General features: G+C 42.1%; 12 protein-coding genes. 10 read left to right on the top strand and 2 right to left on the bottom strand.

The window, feature by feature from the left end:
* Positions 1-80: 80 nt before the first annotated feature.
* Both folB and CYK47_RS02410 read left to right on the top strand, forming a co-directional pair.
* Positions 81-461 carry a dihydroneopterin aldolase gene (gene folB, locus CYK47_RS02415; RefSeq protein WP_122898583.1) on the top strand — a complete coding sequence of 127 codons (381 nt, stop codon included), beginning with the start codon at positions 81-83 and terminating at the stop codon, positions 459-461.
* A complete protein-coding gene (locus tag CYK47_RS02410; RefSeq protein ID WP_122898581.1) occupies positions 418-864 on the top strand; it encodes a 2-amino-4-hydroxy-6-hydroxymethyldihydropteridine diphosphokinase in 447 nt (148 codons plus the stop codon). The genes folB and CYK47_RS02410 overlap by 44 nt, the downstream gene beginning before the upstream one ends.
* Positions 865-913: 49 nt before the next feature.
* Here CYK47_RS02410 and coq7 read toward each other — a convergent pair whose 3' ends face one another.
* Together coq7 and CYK47_RS02400 are read right to left on the bottom strand one after the other, a co-directional pair.
* Positions 914-1,549: a 2-polyprenyl-3-methyl-6-methoxy-1,4-benzoquinone monooxygenase gene (gene coq7, locus CYK47_RS02405; protein ID WP_122898579.1), complete on the bottom strand. Its 636-nt coding sequence runs from the start codon at positions 1,547-1,549 to the stop codon at positions 914-916.
* Positions 1,550-1,552: 3 nt separating this feature from the next.
* Entirely contained in the window at positions 1,553-2,872 is a 1,320-nt protein-coding gene (locus CYK47_RS02400; protein WP_122898577.1) for an MFS transporter, read from the bottom strand.
* 176 nt (positions 2,873-3,048) lie between these two features.
* On the opposite strand from CYK47_RS02400, the gene CYK47_RS02395 reads away from it, so the two are divergent.
* From CYK47_RS02395 to gltS, 8 genes are all read left to right on the top strand, one after another.
* Entirely contained in the window at positions 3,049-5,694 is a 2,646-nt protein-coding gene (locus tag CYK47_RS02395) for an autotransporter assembly complex protein TamA (RefSeq protein WP_122898575.1), read from the top strand.
* 25 nt (positions 5,695-5,719) lie between these two features.
* Positions 5,720-10,222 (top strand): translocation/assembly module TamB domain-containing protein, encoded by a 4,503-nt coding sequence (locus CYK47_RS02390; RefSeq protein ID WP_122898573.1) that lies wholly within the window; start codon positions 5,720-5,722, stop codon positions 10,220-10,222.
* 92 nt (positions 10,223-10,314) lie between these two features.
* Positions 10,315-10,674, top strand: coding sequence for a hypothetical protein (locus tag CYK47_RS02385; RefSeq protein ID WP_122898571.1), 360 nt, complete (start codon positions 10,315-10,317; stop codon positions 10,672-10,674).
* A 145-nt stretch (positions 10,675-10,819) separates the two neighbouring features.
* A complete protein-coding gene (locus CYK47_RS02380; protein ID WP_122898569.1) occupies positions 10,820-11,089 on the top strand; it encodes a hypothetical protein in 270 nt (89 codons plus the stop codon).
* A 296-nt stretch (positions 11,090-11,385) separates the two neighbouring features.
* A complete protein-coding gene (locus tag CYK47_RS02375; RefSeq protein WP_122898567.1) occupies positions 11,386-14,025 on the top strand; it encodes a bifunctional aconitate hydratase 2/2-methylisocitrate dehydratase in 2,640 nt (879 codons plus the stop codon).
* A 74-nt stretch (positions 14,026-14,099) separates the two neighbouring features.
* Complete coding sequence (locus CYK47_RS02370) at positions 14,100-15,092, top strand: restriction endonuclease (RefSeq protein ID WP_164709135.1); 993 nt, start codon at positions 14,100-14,102, stop codon at positions 15,090-15,092.
* 145 nt (positions 15,093-15,237) lie between these two features.
* Positions 15,238-15,456 carry a hypothetical protein gene (locus CYK47_RS02365; protein ID WP_122898563.1) on the top strand — a complete coding sequence of 73 codons (219 nt, stop codon included), beginning with the start codon at positions 15,238-15,240 and terminating at the stop codon, positions 15,454-15,456.
* A gap of 161 nt (positions 15,457-15,617) precedes the next feature.
* On the top strand, positions 15,618-16,841 hold the full coding sequence (gene gltS / locus CYK47_RS02360) for a sodium/glutamate symporter (protein WP_122898561.1): 1,224 nt from the start codon (positions 15,618-15,620) through the stop codon (positions 16,839-16,841).
* Positions 16,842-16,945: the final 104 nt, after the last annotated feature.

The raw sequence follows: 16,945 nt of genomic DNA, 5'->3' as shown, positions 1-16,945 counted from the left end.
ACCTAAGTTTAGTAGTAGGTCTTGCTCGGATTTCAAGCTAAACTAGGCGCTATATTGGGGTCAAATAAAGAGGCGAGATCATGGATGCAATTGTCATTGAAGGCTTAAAAGTCGAAACCGTTGTGGGGTGCTTTAATTGGGAACGTCAAATTCAGCAACCTCTAATGCTCGATTTAGAGATTAGCACCTGTTTAGCCCAAGCAGGTCAATCAGATGACTTGGTGGATACCTTAAACTATGCTGAAATCTGTGACATTGCCACACAAGTGATTGTACAAGCGGCACCAAAACTCATTGAACATGCTGCAAAATTGGTCGTTGATGCGCTTTTTACTACCTATCCAAGCATTGAATCGATTAAAATTACTATTCGTAAGCCTGCCATTATCGCGCAAGCCAATTCAGTAGGAATTCGTCTTGAACGCCACCGACACGATATTCGCCCTCGCACTGGCGAGTAATCATCAGCCTGAACAACATTTTCGTCGCGTATATCACCAGCTGCGGCAGCTTGGTTCACTTCAGTGTTCAAGTATTTTTCTAATTCCGTGTCGTGATGGGGTTGGTGCTGATTACTGGAATGCCGCTTGTCTATTAAGCAGTGCTGTGGCTTTAACAGAGTTAAACGCGCAACTCAAAGCTATGGAGTTGGCTTCAGGTCGGGTACGGCCTTCGCATAAAATTAGTTTAGATATTGATTTAATTGCATGGGGGCAGAGTTTAAATCAGATGCAATTTAATCTTAAAAAACTGCCTTTGGCTTTAGATGTGAAAATCCCGATGCAAGAATTATGGTCACATGCTGCATTTTGGCATCCGCCACATATCTATCCGCAAGTTGCGCTGGATTTAACCCAGAGTTAACTGCTAAAAAAGCCCGTATTTTACGGGCTTTTTTATTTTAATGAGGGGCTTAAATATAATAACTGGTTTTGGTCATGAGTTTAGAAATAGCCGTCATGCTGATACGTACCGGCAATGGTAAATCTACGCCACCTGCCTCTAATGCAGTATCGCGATGTTGCAATTCGTCAATATTCATTTGCTGTAAAATCTTAAATGAACGTTGATCCTGACTTGGCAACTCACGAATATGTTGTTCTAGGTGCAAACTCACTTGGCGCTCGGTTTCTGCGACAAAACCTAAGCTATAACGGTCGCCAGCTAAACCCGCTAAAGCACCCATACCAAATGACAAACTATACCACACAGGATTAAGCAAACTGGTATGGCTGTCGAGTTCTTTTAAACGATCCTCACACCAAGCCAAATGGTCTTGTTCTTCTTGCGCGGCATGTTGCATTTCTAAACGCACGCTTGGCAATTTAGCGGTTAATGCTTGGCCGTGATACAAGGCTTGCGCACAGACTTCACCGCTATGATTGACCCGCATTAAACCTGCTACATGGCGGGCTTCAGTCACAGCTAAAGGTGCTGCATCTTGTTCGGCAGGATTAGGACGTTGTGCTGTCGTTGCCCCAGGAACTAAGCTACGCAGGGCTTGGTCAAACGAATGAATAAGTTTGTCAACGCTGCTATAGTGACGCATAGATTAATCCTCCAAGGTGCTGGCTGTCGTTGCCAATAAGCTCTTTAAACGTTTAAGTAAGCACAGACTAAAAATCGCACTTAAAATGGCTGTGATACAAAACAGAACCTGCATGTCAATTTTAAGTATGCTCAGAATAATAATCGAAAAAATCGCCGAAGACACCATAAATACCGCATTTAAAATGTTATTTGCGGCAACCACACGGGCGCGATGAGAACGCGGTGAATAGGCTTGCATCATGGCATACAGTGGCACAATATAAAAACCGCCACTCACCCCCAGTAAAGTTACACTCAGCATGACATGATAATAACTGGCGCCATGAGTAAATACATCCATCACGCCTAAACGCGTACCGCTAACTTCAGGCACGGCAGATAAACTGGCGGCTAAATAGAAGGCAAATACGGTTAAACCCACTGCGCCAAAGGGCACCATTTTAATATTGACGTCACTGCCACCAATTTTACGACACAGCAATGAACCCACCCCAATACCGACCGAGAAAAAGGTCAACAGTAAACTGACGACGTTTTCTGAACCATGTAGATGTTCGTGGGTCAGTTGTGGAATTTGGGTGAGATAAGTCGCGCCATAAAACCAATACCATGAATTTCCTAATAAGATGGTAAAAATGAGCGGTAAGCTTTTGGCATAACGCAAAGTTTGAATACTGGTGCGGAAAAAATTCCAATCGACTTTTAAATCAGGTGCAGCAATATTTTGCTTAAGAATAAAACGGCTACTAAAATAGCCTAAGCATGCGATACTCAGTACAGTGATGCTGATCCAAAGTAAATTTCCCGCAGAGCTGGCAATTACTGCACCGCCTAAAATCATCCCCACTAAAATCGCAATCGAAGTCCCAGATTGAAACAGGGCATTGCCCGACATCAATTCATCTGACTTTAACACTTCAGGCAAGATGGCATACTTGATTGGGCCAAAAAAACTTGAATGCGTGCCCATCAAAAACAGCGCCAACAATAACAACCATAAATTGCCGAGCAAAAAGCCTGCCGTACCCAACAGCATAATTCCAATTTCAATCAGCTTTAAATAGCGCACCAATTGAGCACGTTCATATTTATCGGCAATTTGCCCTGCGGTGGCGGAAAAAATAAAATACGGCAAAATAAACAACAATGCCGCCAGATTATTTAAAGTACTAATCGCTGCGCTTTGTTGTTGAATCAAACCAAAGGTGATGACCAACAATAAGGCTTGCTTATAGACATTATCATTTAAGGCCCCAAAAAATTGGGTCAAAAACATCGGCAGAAAACGCCGATCACGAAGTAAAGATGGACGATTTGACATAGAGCAGGGTGAAATCCTGTGTATTCAGTGAAGAAATGTGAGTGTGATGTTTATCTAAAAGCAAAATCATGTATGATATTTTTTTCTTGATTTAATGAAAAATCCATAACATGCGTTGTATTTGTCAGCGTATAGGCTGATTTTTCCATGACAAATAATTAAACTTTGAGTTGTATATGCGTGCCAGAATTCAATTTAAGAAGTCAGTCCTTAGCCTTAGTCTGTCTGCATTATCATCGCGCTCACTTTTTTGCGGTATGCTTATGCTGCCATACAGCACATATGCTGTAGATACCTTAAGCAATGCCACGCCACAACTCAAGTCTGAAGCTGTCGATGTCATGGCTTTTGCACATAATGGCGCAGAACTTGAGTCTAGCGCAGCTGTGATACAACCTGCGACCCCTGCATTAAGTTTTGATGATCTAGAAGCGTTGCCGATTGAAGCCATAGACCCGCAGTTGGTGAATGATATTTATCAAGAGGCAGAAGCGGCCAAACAACAAGCATTAGCTTATCGTGCAGATCAAAGCCAAGAATTTATGCTGACTGATGCCACGCAACAAGAAATTGCCGAAATTAATCAAGCCCCAGTCAGTGTCGATGCGTTAATGCAAAGCATCCAAGCCGACCGTGAGATTGTGGTACAAGCCAATGCCACAGGCGCACATATTGGTGATGTTAGTGCTTTAGATACTCTAGAAGCCGAAGATATGCAACAGCCGGGTTTCTTTAAACGCCTGTTGTATAAAGTACGTCCACCGCGTGAATTTGCAACTGCCAAAGTTCCTCGGATTAGTGCTGAGGTTAAAATCACGGCGCAGCAACGTCCACAAGGTTTAACTGACGCTGCCTATAGCCAAGCTTTAGAAAATTTAGAAAACAATATCGAAGCCAAACTGTCGAGTTTTACCCAAGAATCTTTTGCCGACTTTGCTTCAGCCTTGCCACAACTGCGTACCCTTGCCAACCAAGCGGCGCAAGCAGTGGGCTTTTATCAGGCCGATTTTCGTTTTGATCGTATTGATGCCAGTAAAGTGCGTGTGCAAGTGACCCCAAATGCGCCAGTTCTAGTCAATAGCCAAAATATTGAGTTTAGCGGTGCAGGTGCCGATCAGTCACAATTTAGAGTCATTGGCGTATTACCTGATTTAGAAGAAGGAGACATCCTGCATCATGGTAAATACGAAAATACCAAAGAACGGATTAGCACCGCTGCCAGCAATAATGGTTATTTTGATGCGTACTGGCGCTTGCATGATGTCAAAGTCGCGCAGCCGCAAGATACAGCAGATATCAACTTACGCTATGAAACAGGGGCGCGTTATCAACTGGCGAAACCTATTTTTCGCATGAGTGATCCAAACAAAGAATTTCCTTTGGATATGGATGTATTAGAAAGTATGGTGATTTGGAAAGACGGTGATGACTATGCCTTTTGGCGTGTCAATAATTTAGCCAATAACTTAACCAACTCACGCTATTTTAATTACACCTTAGTGGATGCCATTATTCCCGATCCGATCGAGAAAGCCTTAGAATTGCCGCCAGATTTACAAGCCTTGGTGGATGCCGAGAATTTAGCAGCAGGCGTATTGAATACAGATAAACCAAAGCAGCAGGCATCTGAGCAAGAAGTCACGCAAACGCTAGTAGATGAAAACCAGTTTGCAGGGACCACAGAGGGCGTCGATCAAGCCAATTTAGCCCGCTTACGTACTCAGCAGCAGAGCCAACAAGCCGAAAAAGAGCGCTTACGTGAGCAAGCTCGCGCAGAACAAAAAATTCCAGTACTCGTGACCTTAAATGCCGATCAGCTGAATACCATTGAAGCCGGTGTGGGTTATGGTACTGATACAGGGGCACGTTTCCGTGGTCAATATCGCCGTGCCATTGTCAATAAACGTGGGCATGCCTTTGATGCCAACTTAGAGCTTTCCGAAATCCGTCAATCCATCGATGGGCGTTATAGCATTCCGTATCATCATCCATTAAATGACTATATTAGTTTGGTGGGTGGTTATGAACGTGAACAACGTGATGATGTGGCGACCAAAGGCAGTTTGATTATTGAATCTGCAGTACTGGGTGCTGATCGGATTATTAAAAATCCACGCGGCAGTTGGCAGCATACCTTTGGTACGCGTTATCGCTTAGATCGCTTAACCGAAAAAGGCATTGTTGGCGAAGACACCAGTAAGGATACCTGGGCACAATTTTTATCACGCCCTGAACAAGAGTCGTTGCTGTTTGGTTATGAAGCCTCAAAAACCATATCTGATCGCCGTGTGAATCCAAGTAAAGGCTTTAAACAAACCTATAAAGCCGAAGTGGGCAGTGAAAGCCTACTCACCGATACCGATATGGCGATTTTAAATGCAACATGGCATGGTTTATATTCGTGGGGCCAAAACGATAATCATCAATTTGTTGGGCGTGCTCAAGCGGGTTATATTTTTGTCGATGACTTTAAAGATATTCCATATAACTTACGTTATTTCACCGGTGGTGACCAAACCATTCGTGGTTTTGACTATAAGAGCCTATCGCCGATTGAAGGTGGCTATAAAATTGGTGGTCAAGCACTGGGTATTGGCTCAGTAGAATATAACTACCAGTTTAAAGAAGGTTGGCGCGCGGCAGTGTTTACCGATATCGGGAATGCCTACGACAAAGATTTTAGCAATGACACCGAATATGGCGTGGGCTTAGGGGTACGTTGGGCTTCACCGATTGGTCCAATTCGGATTGATGTGGCCTCAGGCATCTCAGATGATGGGCATCCAGTTCGAATCCATTTCTTTATTGGCTCTGCATTATAACGGCTTAGGGTAAGCAAAAAAAATTATGCCACAATTAGAACCAGCGGCGCCAGTGACGCCAAAACAGCGTAATACTGTACGTAATATCATCGTGTCTATTTTACTGATCTTGTTGCTGCTTGCAGCAGCGTTGGTGGTGATGTTTTCCACCAATGCGGGCAGTAAGTTTCTATTAGATCGCGTTTTAGAGCGACAGCAGATTATCAGCTACCAATACGAAGGCGGTAATTTATGGCGCGGTCTGATTTTACGTAACGTGTGGGTCAATTTAGCCAGTACCGATGTCAAAATTGACCGTGCCGATGTTAATTTAGGTTGGCGAGCAATTTTAAATAAAGAAATTCATTTAAGCCGTGCCGATGTGCGTAATCTGCAAATCATTAGCAAAAAACCACCGAGTGATGAGCCATTTAAATTTAGCGATATTCGCTTGCCCTTTGTACTGCGCGTTGATCATGCTGATTTAGATTATTTATTGATTCAAACTGCAGGTGGTAGCAAAGTTGATTTCTATGATGCAGTGTTAAATGATGCGGTGTGGAGTGATACCAAGCTCGAATTTAAAGACACCAGTGTCAATATGGGCTACTTATTGGTGAAGAACGCCACAGGGAGCATGGATTTTCAGGGCACTTATCCAATTGATGCCATCGCGGATATCAATTTACCCTCGCTGAACAATAGCTTAAATATTCATGATATTAAAGTGGTGGCCAAAGGTTCATTAGATAGTATTCAAGCCGGAGTCGCCACCCGTAACCCAGATTTACTCACCGGTTGGATTGTGGTGCATCCAGTACGTAAAGATGTGCCAATGTTTGGTGCACTGAAATTTAAGCACTATCATCTGCCATTTTTAACCGAGCAAAAACTCTATGCGGAAGATGGTTTAGCCAAATTTAATGGTAATGCGCATGGTTTTGATATTGACCTGAATACCGATCTCAGTGGTCAAGATATTCCTAAAGGCCAATACAGTGCCTTAATGCACACTGACTTTGTCAATCAAATTGATATTCATAGCTTAAATGGTCAGGTGATGAAAGGCGCGCTAAACTTAGGCGGTGTGGTGAGTTGGAAAGATCAAGTCACTTGGGATTTAAGCGGTCGTATGGATAAGCTTAATCCAAAAGATCCGGTCATTCCGCAAGTGATTCAAGAGTTTTTACCGCCAAGTTTGGATGGCAAGTTAGCTTCTAAAGGTACTTTAGAAAAAGGCTTACATCTTACGGCAGATGTTGATTTTGACCGTTATGAAAAATGGCATGTGCAGCTCGATCAAAATCCTGAACAGCCGAAAAAGCCTAATCCAATGTTACTCAATGTGGCATGGCGCAATATTGACCGTGCGGTACCGTATATGGGTTGGCTGTCGAGTGAGCAAGGTAATGCCAAAATTACCTTACTTGAGGGACAGCAAAATATTCAGCTTGCCACGCAAGTTAAACAACATGACAGCGGCTTTTTACCGACTGGTGCCTATCAAGCTGACCTAAATATTAAAAATAATATTTTAAACGTGCCACGCTTTGATTATAAAGCTGCGAGCGGTGCACTGACAGGCAACGCTGTGGTGGATTTACCGGATGAAAAACGTCAGTTGAAATGGCGCGCGAACCTCAATGCCAAAGATTTTAATCCACAAAGCTTAGTGGCTGCCTTACCGGTGGATCGTTTAAATGGTCAAGTGACAGCCAGTGGTTATGCCTTGCCCAATCAGCAAATTATTCAACTCAGTCAAATTAATTTACTCGGACGTTTGGCAGAGCAAAATGAAACGGTACGCTTAACAGGGCAAAGTACTGCGGCATTATTGTTCCATGATGAAAAAGCCGGTGGCGCGTTTAAAGGCTATGCCGTCAATTACGATGGTGCTTTAGATGCCAGTAGCGTACCGGTGTCTAAAGGTGGCTTGAAATTTAAAATCTCGGGTACACCTGACTTTTTAAATATTCAAGAATTAAAACATGATGGCATTGCCGGAAAAATCTTAGCCAATGGTCAAGTTAATTTAGCCAATACCTTAAGTTGGAATATCAATGCCAGTCTAAATCGTTTTAAACCGCAGTATTTTGTCTCTAGCTTAACTGGTGAAGTTTCTGGTAATTTAAAAACCCAAGGCACTTGGACTGATCAATTAAAGAAAGTTCAATTACAAAATTTGAATATTGCCGGCAACTTAAATGGTAAGCCACTGCGTGGTCAGGGTAATTTAGCGGTGTTGCTGAAAAATGAGCAAAGCGGTTTTGTACCGAGCCAATTTGAAGCCAATAACTTGCATCTGGCTTATGCCAATAATCAGTTGCATGCCACAGGCAATGCCCAAAGCTTACGTTTAAGCATTAATGCACCAGCATTATATGAACTCTATCCGGGCCTCAAAGGCCGCATTTATGGCAACTTAAATGTACAAGCGCAGCCACGTTTAAAAGCCACGGCCAATTTGGCGGTCGATGGTTTTGCCTTTAATGATACGCTCAGTATGAACAAAATGCGTTTACAAGGCGAATTACCAACCTCAACCACTACCCCAACCTCTATGACTGCGAGTTTACAAGGTTTGCGTGCTGGTGGACGTGAAATTCAAAATGGCGAAATTTCTTTAGTCGGTAAATACAACGCGCATCTGTTAAAAGTACAGGCCAAAAACCGTTTAAGTACGTTCTATGTGCAATTGGCTGGTGGTTTTAACAATAATAACGATTGGTTGGGGCAAATCCAAAAAGGTGACTTCAATTCATTTAGAACCCATTTGCTGCAACGTCAATCTGCGGCAGTGGTGTATAACAATGCTCGGCAGGAACTGTTAGTGGGTGCGCATTGTTGGATGAGTCAGCAAAGTCAATTATGTGTCGATCAGCCTTTAAAGGTCAGTCCAAGTAAGGGCAATGTGTCACTCACCACCAAAAATGTTGATTTAAGTGATTTTGCTGCCTTTATGCCAGAAGGTTTAAGCATTACTGGTAAAGTCAATGGTTATGCCAAAGCCTCATGGGCACAAGGGCAAAAGCCGAAATTGGATGCACGTTTAATCACCCGTAACGGTACTATTGGGTTAGATGCGGAAGATCCACAGTATCAAGCCTCTAAAATTGGTTACGAGCAAGTAGCGGTGGTGGCAAAAAGCGTAGCTGAAGGCTTACAACTACGTTTGGATGTGAAAACTCAAGAAATTGGTACCGGTTATGCCAATGTAGTGATTGACCCTTATGGCGCGCGTAAAACCATGCGTGGCGAAGTGGCCTTTGACAAAGTCGACTTAAAGATTGTTAAACCTTTTATTCAAGATGTACGTTCCATTGGTGGCACATTGTCTTTTGCGGGTAAAGTGCAAGGTGCTTTAACCGATCCTGAATTTAATGGTGAATTGCGCTTAAAAGATGGTGCGATTAGCATGATTTCACTGCCGATTAATCTTAATAACATTCAACTCTATTCATCAATTCGTCAAAACCAAGCCAGCATTAATGGTGCTTTTAACAGTGGGCGTGGTGTGGGGCACCTTACTGGTGGTGTCGATTGGCGCGACGAGCCACGCATTCAGCTTAAACTCAAAGGTGATGATTTACTCATCCGTCAAGCACCGTTAATTACCGCGGTGATTGATCCTGAAATTAATTTAGATGTATTACCAACTCGGCGCCGTGTTAGTTTAACTGGTGAAGTGCAGGTGCCGCGCGCCTTAATTTCTATGCCTGAAGCATCGGCACCTGTGGTCAATGTTTCTTCGGATGTACGTATTGTGCGCGAAGGGCAAAACCAATTGGCCATTTTACGTGCGGCGAAACCTTGGGATATTCGTGCTGATGTCATGGTGCAACTGGGTAATCAAGTGATTTTCCAAGGCTTTGATAGTCGCATTCCTTTAATTGGGCGCGTTTATTTATCACAACGTGGTTTAGAAAGTGCTATGCGTGCCAATGGCGCGATTGGTGTCTCAAAACGGGTCAAAATTGAAGCCTACGGACAAAGCTTAGATTTAAATCGTGCCATTGCGCGTTTTAATGGGCCGCTGGCTAATCCAAGTTTAGATATTGATGCCAATAAACTGGTGCAAGGCAGTACAGTGGGGGTACGCGTTACAGGCACTGGCTCAAGCCCAAATATTCAGGTGTATAACGATGCAGGGCTTTCGGAACAAGAAGCTTTAAATGCCTTAATTACAGGGCGGATCAATGATGGCACCAGTGGCATCAGCCAAACCGAAGGCTTTAGATCAGATGTGAATAATACCATTGCCGCAGCAGGGATTAGTATGGGCTTAGGCGGCACCCGCGCATTGACCAACCAAATTGGTCGTACCTTTGGTTTAAGCGGTTTAGCGCTAGATGCCCAAGGCACAGGCGATGATACCCAAGTCTCTGTGACCGGTTATATTACCCCTGATTTATTTATCCGTTATGGAGTAGGGGTATTTACCCCAGTCAATAAACTGACTTTACGTTATCAAATGAATCAACGGGTGTATTTAGAAGCCAGCCAAGCCTTAGAACGCGCGGTGGATGTGTTCTATCACTGGAAGTTCTAAACCCAGAAAAAGCCCTCAAAGGAGGGCTTTTTTTCGATCAGACTTTACAGCGTTTGTAGTTCGATTATCATAACCAGCCATAGGAGATGATTATGAAAAAATTATTCGCTTTCACTGCGGTGGTTTTATTGGCAGGCTGTGCGGAAAAAGCCCCTTTGGCGCCCGAACAACAATGGCAAGGCTATTGTAAGAGCGTGGGCAATGCCGCCCGTACCATTTTACTCGATCGCCAAAATGGTATTGAGCAACAAGCGGCAATTGAGCATGCCGAGAAGCTTGAAGATCCAACCACCAAAAAATTTATTTTAGAAATTATCCAAGAAGTGTATCAACTGCCAGCAGCGGACATTAACGATCAGCCTGATGTGAAGCGCGAAAAAATCCGTGCGCAAGTCACAGAGCGTTGTCAGAATACCCCTTTTGATGAAATCCCTGAATACAAACCGTTCTAAGGAACGGTTTTTTTTATGGGATTTACTAACTTAAAATCCATTATTCAAAGGAACTGAGAAAAAACTTTGCAACAATTCTACATTCGCATAAAAACAGAAAAGCATATATAAAAATAGCATAACTACAACAATAGCGAGGTGGACAATGGAAGTGGTGGGTTATGTGCACAATGATGACTTTTTGCTCGAAGATGGACACAGTGTGATGGTAATTGGTGGTGGTGGCTATGTGTTAAGTTGTGGTGATCAAGTCATTTTACGCGATTGTCTAGATGAAGAGAAAAAGCGCTATTTGGTCAGTATCTGCTTTGCCAATTGTGAGACAGGATTACTCCATGAAGATCAGATGACTTTAAAATTTGTCGGTGATCGCACGAATTTTCAGCAATATATAAAAGCAAGTACTGTACACTAAGGTTGAATAGATTTTTTTGAATAAAAAAGGCAACATAGCGTTGTCTTTTTTATGGCTATCTTTCAAGCGAAGTGTTCAAGAAAAGTACACCGTGCTGCTTTAAATAGCATAAAATGCTCATCAACTAAACGATTTGGTCATCATTTAGATATAAAATAATGAGCATCACAAACAAATACTTTACTTGCATTAACTTTTAACTCGAATTTTAGTAAAATTTTGCTGTCCATATTGTTTACGAAGCTTTATACAAGCAGGAAATCGTAAATAATTTTTTAAAAAAGAGGAATAACACCGTGCTAGAAGCTTACCGCCAACACGTTGCAGAACGTGCCGCACTCGGAGTCCCACCGAAGCCACTTGATGACGCTCAAACAGCTGCATTAGTTGAATTATTAAAGAATCCACCAGCAGGTGAAGAAGCATTCTTAGTTGACCTACTTGAAAACCGTGTACCAGCGGGTGTTGACCAAGCTGCTTATGTAAAAGCTGCTTTCTTAGCTGCTTTGGCAAAAGGTGAAACAACTTCTCCGTTAGTGTCTAAAGAACGCGCGGTTTACTTACTAGGTACTATGCTTGGTGGTTATAACGTCGCGCCTTTAGTTGAATTACTAGAAGATGCAGCATTAGGTGCTTTAGCAGCTGAAGCATTGAAAAAAACACTTCTTGTATTTGATGCATTCCATGACGTAGCTGACAAAGCAAAAGCGGGTAACGCCAATGCTCAAGCAGTTTTACAATCTTGGGCTGATGCTGAATGGTTCACAAGCCGTCCAGACGTTCCAGAAGAAATCAAGTTAACTGTTTTCAAAGTAACTGGCGAAACCAACACTGACGACTTGTCACCTGCACAAGACGCATGGAGCCGTCCAGACATTCCGTTACACGCGAATGCAATGCTTAAAAACGTGCGTGATGGCATCAACCCAGAAGTTCCTGGTGAAGTTGGTCCATTAAGCCAAATCAAAGAATTGATCGCCAAAGGCAACCAAGTTGCTTACGTAGGTGACGTTGTTGGTACAGGTTCATCTCGTAAATCTGCAACTAACTCTGTGCTTTGGTTCTTCGGTCAAGACCTTCCACACATTCCAAACAAGAAAGATGGCGGCTACTGCTTAGGTTCTAAGATTGCACCAATTTTCTTCAACACAATGGAAGATGCGGGCGCATTACCAGTTGAAATCGACGTTCAAAACATGAACATGGGCGACGAAATCGTTCTTAACATCGATCACGCTGCTGCAAAAGTAACTGCATCTAAGAACGGCGAGCAAATTGCTGAAGCTGAACTTAAAACTCCAGTGCTTCTTGACGAAGTTCGTGCTGGTGGCCGTATCAACTTAATCGTTGGTCGTGGTTTAACAGCTAAAGCGCGTGAAGCTTTAGGTTTGCCTGCATCTACATTGTTCCGCACGCCAGTTCAACCTGCTGCGACTGCTAAAGGCTTTACGCTTGCACAGAAAATGGTTGGTCGTGCTTGTGGTCTTCCTGAAGGTCAAGGTGTACTTCCAGGTACTTACTGCGAACCTAAGATGACAACTGTTGGTTCTCAAGATACAACAGGTCCAATGACGCGTGACGAACTTAAAGATTTAGCGTGCCTAGGCTTCTCTGCTGACCTAGTAATGCAATCTTTCTGTCACACAGCTGCATATCCAAAACCAGTTGACGTAACTACTCACCATACACTTCCTGATTTCATCATGAACCGTGGTGGTGTTTCTCTACGCCCAGGTGACGGTATTATCCACTCTTGGTTAAACCGTATGCTTCTTCCAGATACAGTAGGTACTGGTGGTGACTCGCATACTCGTTTCCCAATTGGTATTTCATTCCCAGCGGGTTCTGGTCTTGTAGCGTTTGCTGCTGCGACTGGTGTTATGCCACTAGACATGCCTGAGTCTGTACTTGTTAAGTTCAAAGGTAAGATGCAACCTGGTATCACTTTACGTGACCTCGTACATGCAATCCCTTACGTTGCGATCCAACAAGGTGACTTAACTGTAGAGAAAAAAGGTAAGAAGAACATCTTCTCTGGTCGTATCTTAGAGATCGACTTAACAGAAATGGAAACTGACCTAACTGTTGAGCAAGCATTCGAATTATCTGATGCGTCTGCTGAACGTTCTGCTGCTGGTTGTGCGATCACGCTTTCTGAAGAGAAAGTTGCTGAATACCTACGCTCTAACATCACTATGCTTAAGTGGATGATCGCTGAAGGTTATGGCGATGCTCGTACTATGGCGCGCCGTGTTGAGAACATGGAAAAATGGTTAGCCAACCCATCACTTCTTAAAGCTGATGCTGACGCTGAATACACGAAAGTGTATGAAATTGACCTTGCAACAATCACTGAGCCAGTTCTTTGCTGTCCAAACGACCCAGATGACGCGAAATTGTTATCTGACGTTCAAGGCGTGAAAATTGACGAAGTATTCGTTGGTTCATGTATGACGAACATCGGTCACTTCCGTGCAGCTGGTAAACTTTTAGACAAAGTACCTGGTGGTTCTTTATCTACTCGTCTTTGGTTAGCGCCTCCTACTCGTATGGACGAGCGTCAACTCATGGACGAAGGTTTCTACAACATCTACGGTAAAGCTGGCGCGCGTACAGAAATGCCAGGTTGTTCATTATGTATGGGTAACCAAGCGCGTGTAGCGCCGAACACAACTTGTGTGTCTACATCTACACGTAACTTCCCTAACCGTTTAGGTCAAGGTGCGAACGTTTACTTAGCTTCTGCTGAGCTTGCGTCTGTTGCTGCTGTACTTGGTAAATTACCTTCTCCAGAAGAATACCAACAATATGCAGCTCAAATTGACAGCATGTCTTCTGACATCTATCAATACTTAAGCTTCGACAAAATGGATGCGTACACTGACGCGTCTAAAGATGTTGATACTAAGAAAATTGCTGCTGCTCAATTATCTTAATTGATTGATAATTAAGCGATAAATGATATAAAATAAGGGCTGAGTAATCAGCCCTTATTTTTTGTGTGATAAAAATGAAAAGATATTTAATGGTAAGAAGCCCTGAGTCATTAATAAAAGAGAATAAAATTGGATATGGGTGGAAGCAGGTAAACTTTTCAGCACATCAAGAGATCAAAGAATTAATCAAAGAAATTATTGAAAAAAATGGTTCTATTGGTCGTATGACTAATCAAGTTAAAAACTATTTTGAATTAAAGAGTGAAGATATTGTCATTGTTCCTTTAGGGAAAAAGATCGCGATTGCTAAAGTAATAGGGACGAAAAATTATGATCCTTTATTTAAAGGAGGGCATGGTGCTAATCAAATTGATGTAAAGTTTTTTAGAAAAGATGGAAAAGTAATTTATATTCCACGTTCAAAATTGAAAGAAAATTTAGAAAGTAGGTTAAAGCTTAGAACGACAATAGGTGATCTAACAAGATTCTCCCAAGAGATAGATCATATTATTCAGAACCTAAATGAGTTAGGAAATTTTGATATAAAGAGTAGTTTTCAAGAAAAAATTGATCAATATGAAAATGAGTTTAAAACAGAACTATTAAATGCCTTATGGAAAGGGAATACGCGTTTAAAAGCTGGTGGTAGAGGTTTAGAGGAATTAGTTAAAGAACTCTTGGAAATAGAGGGCTATTCAAATGTAGATATTTTAGATAAGAAAAATGGAGAAGGCATAGCAGATGTTGATATACAAGCAACATCTGAAAAGAATCCATTTCTAAAAGATATTCTTGTACAAGTCAAACATCATAGAGGTGAAACCAGTAAGCATGCAATCAATCAATTGATTGCCTATGAATTTGAATCGGATTCCAATGCATATAAATGGGTTGTAACAACAGGTCATGTTTCACAAGAATCTAAACTTTATGCGCAGGAAAATCAGATAAATATTATGGAAGGTGAACAGTTAGTCGATTGGATATATACAAACTTATCCGCATTGAAAATATCTACAAAAGAAGCTCTAGGAATTGTTGATGTCCCTAAACTAAGTTGGCTATGATTTTTGCAATAGATATTTGGTCTAATCGAACTTTATAAAGAAAATTGTTCACGAGTTTAAATTGGTATAAGCCATAAAGCTGTACAGTTTGCTCATTCCATCGTTTAATCCACGTATATTTAAACGAATGAAGTTGAACGAACACATGACCAAACAATCCCGCTTCCTCTGTATTGGTGGTTTCTTAAACGGAACCCAAATTAAAGACCAAGGTGACAGCTTTATCTGTGTTGAAAAAGGTAAAAACGTCACCTACACCAAAAAAGAAATCTTCCATCCTGATTCATGGGATCACGATTACTACGTCTGTGAATCCATAACAGACCAACAAGCACGTAATTGGGTCTATGACATCAAACCATAAATTTATAGACTAGATCATGCAAAAAATACTCAAACACTTGAGTATTTTTTAACTCAAAAACATAAATATAGCTGAATTAATACAGGTAACATTTTTCTAGCTGACGCCAGTGCGCTATCTATATAAAAATTAATATAAATAACAACAGAAATGGACCATATATGAATTATGAGTTAGACGCGTTTTTAACAATTGTAGTTGCCGTATTGGTGCTCTTGGTTGGATTTAGCGTAGTGAATAAAATTGGTATTTTAAAGCGTTACAATATTCCAGAACCCGTCGCTGGTGGTCTAGTTGCCGCAATAATCACTTATATTTTATTTAAAGCGTTTGATATTACTGTAAATTTTGATGCCAATATTCAGCAAGTCTTTATGCTAATGTTTTTTACCTCGGTGGGTTTAAGTGCCAGTTTAGTGAAACTAAAAGAGGGTGGTAAAGCTCTCATTTTGTTCTTGGCTTGCGTGATTGCCTATGTAATCGTGCAAAATGTTGTGGGAGTGAGTTTAGCCACGTTACTGGGTTTAGATCCTCTTATTGGTTTAATCACAGGTTCGGTGACGCTAACAGGTGGACATGGTACAGCAGGTGCTTGGGGAGCTGTATTTGAACAAGATTATGCAATTCAAGGTGCTGTAGTGTTGGGTATGGCCAGTGCGACTTTTGGTTTAGTCATTGGCGGTATGATGGGCGGGCCAGTGGCTAAATTTTTAATCAGACGTTATCAATTGGCTGAAGAAACGGCTGCGCATTCTGAGCTGAAGGATATTCCACCTGCGGCACAGACGGCACCCTTTGAGTATCCAGAAAACACCCGTTTAATTACCGCCAATGATGCTGTCAAAACCTTGGGGATGTTTGCTGTTTGTATTAGCTTTGCTTATTTTATGGCTGCGCTTGCTAAAGGGCAGTGGTTTGAATTGCCGACCTTTGTATGGGCATTAATGTGTGGTGTCATTCTACGAAATGTACTTGAACATGGTCTTAAAGTAGAGATGTTTGACCGTTGCATTGATGTATTTGGCAATGCTTCTTTGGCTTTGTTTTTATCAATGGCACTCATGTCTTTACAGCTGTGGTTGCTGGCAGATTTGGCAGGTCCCTTATTGATTATTTTAGTTGTCCAAATGCTGGTCTTGGCACTGTATATGTATTTTGTCACGTTTAGAGTGATGGGTAAAAACTACGATGCAGCGGTGCTTTGTGCCGGCCAGTGTGGGGTGAATTTAGGTGCTACCCCAACAGCGATTGCCAATATTCAAGCCGTGACCAATCGCTATGGACCTTCACATAAAGCATTTTTAATTATCCCTTTAACAGGTGCATTTTTTATCGACATTGTAAATGCGATTGTGATTCAGTTTACGCTAGCCATGTTTGGTTAAGCCGCTGTAAGTATGCTTACCCAAATGGTAGACAATAAAAAGCCCCATGGTTAGGGGCTAGTCGTATGTAGATCTAAGCTACATACTGTAAGAGGCTCATCTCA

Source organism: Acinetobacter sp. B51(2017) (assembly GCF_003711395.1).
GTDB lineage: Bacteria > Pseudomonadota > Gammaproteobacteria > Pseudomonadales > Moraxellaceae > Acinetobacter.
The sequence above is the reverse complement of the archived record's forward strand: the minus strand, read 5'-3'. Positions and strand labels throughout refer to the sequence as shown.

Excerpts from the sequence above, each read along its gene's own strand:
- folB (WP_122898583.1), top strand. The coding sequence starts at position 81 with ATGGATGCAATTGTCATTGAAGGCTTAAAAGTCGAAACCGTTGTGGGG.
- coq7 (WP_122898579.1), bottom strand. The coding sequence starts at position 1,549 with ATGCGTCACTATAGCAGCGTTGACAAACTTATTCATTCGTTTGACCAA.
- CYK47_RS02400 (WP_122898577.1), bottom strand. The coding sequence starts at position 2,872 with ATGTCAAATCGTCCATCTTTACTTCGTGATCGGCGTTTTCTGCCGATG.
- CYK47_RS02395 (WP_122898575.1), top strand. The coding sequence starts at position 3,049 with ATGCGTGCCAGAATTCAATTTAAGAAGTCAGTCCTTAGCCTTAGTCTG.
- CYK47_RS02390 (WP_122898573.1), top strand. The coding sequence starts at position 5,720 with ATGCCACAATTAGAACCAGCGGCGCCAGTGACGCCAAAACAGCGTAAT.
- CYK47_RS02385 (WP_122898571.1), top strand. The coding sequence starts at position 10,315 with ATGAAAAAATTATTCGCTTTCACTGCGGTGGTTTTATTGGCAGGCTGT.
- CYK47_RS02380 (WP_122898569.1), top strand. The coding sequence starts at position 10,820 with ATGGAAGTGGTGGGTTATGTGCACAATGATGACTTTTTGCTCGAAGAT.
- CYK47_RS02370 (WP_164709135.1), top strand. The coding sequence starts at position 14,100 with ATGAAAAGATATTTAATGGTAAGAAGCCCTGAGTCATTAATAAAAGAG.
- CYK47_RS02365 (WP_122898563.1), top strand. The coding sequence starts at position 15,238 with ATGACCAAACAATCCCGCTTCCTCTGTATTGGTGGTTTCTTAAACGGA.
- gltS (WP_122898561.1), top strand. The coding sequence starts at position 15,618 with ATGAATTATGAGTTAGACGCGTTTTTAACAATTGTAGTTGCCGTATTG.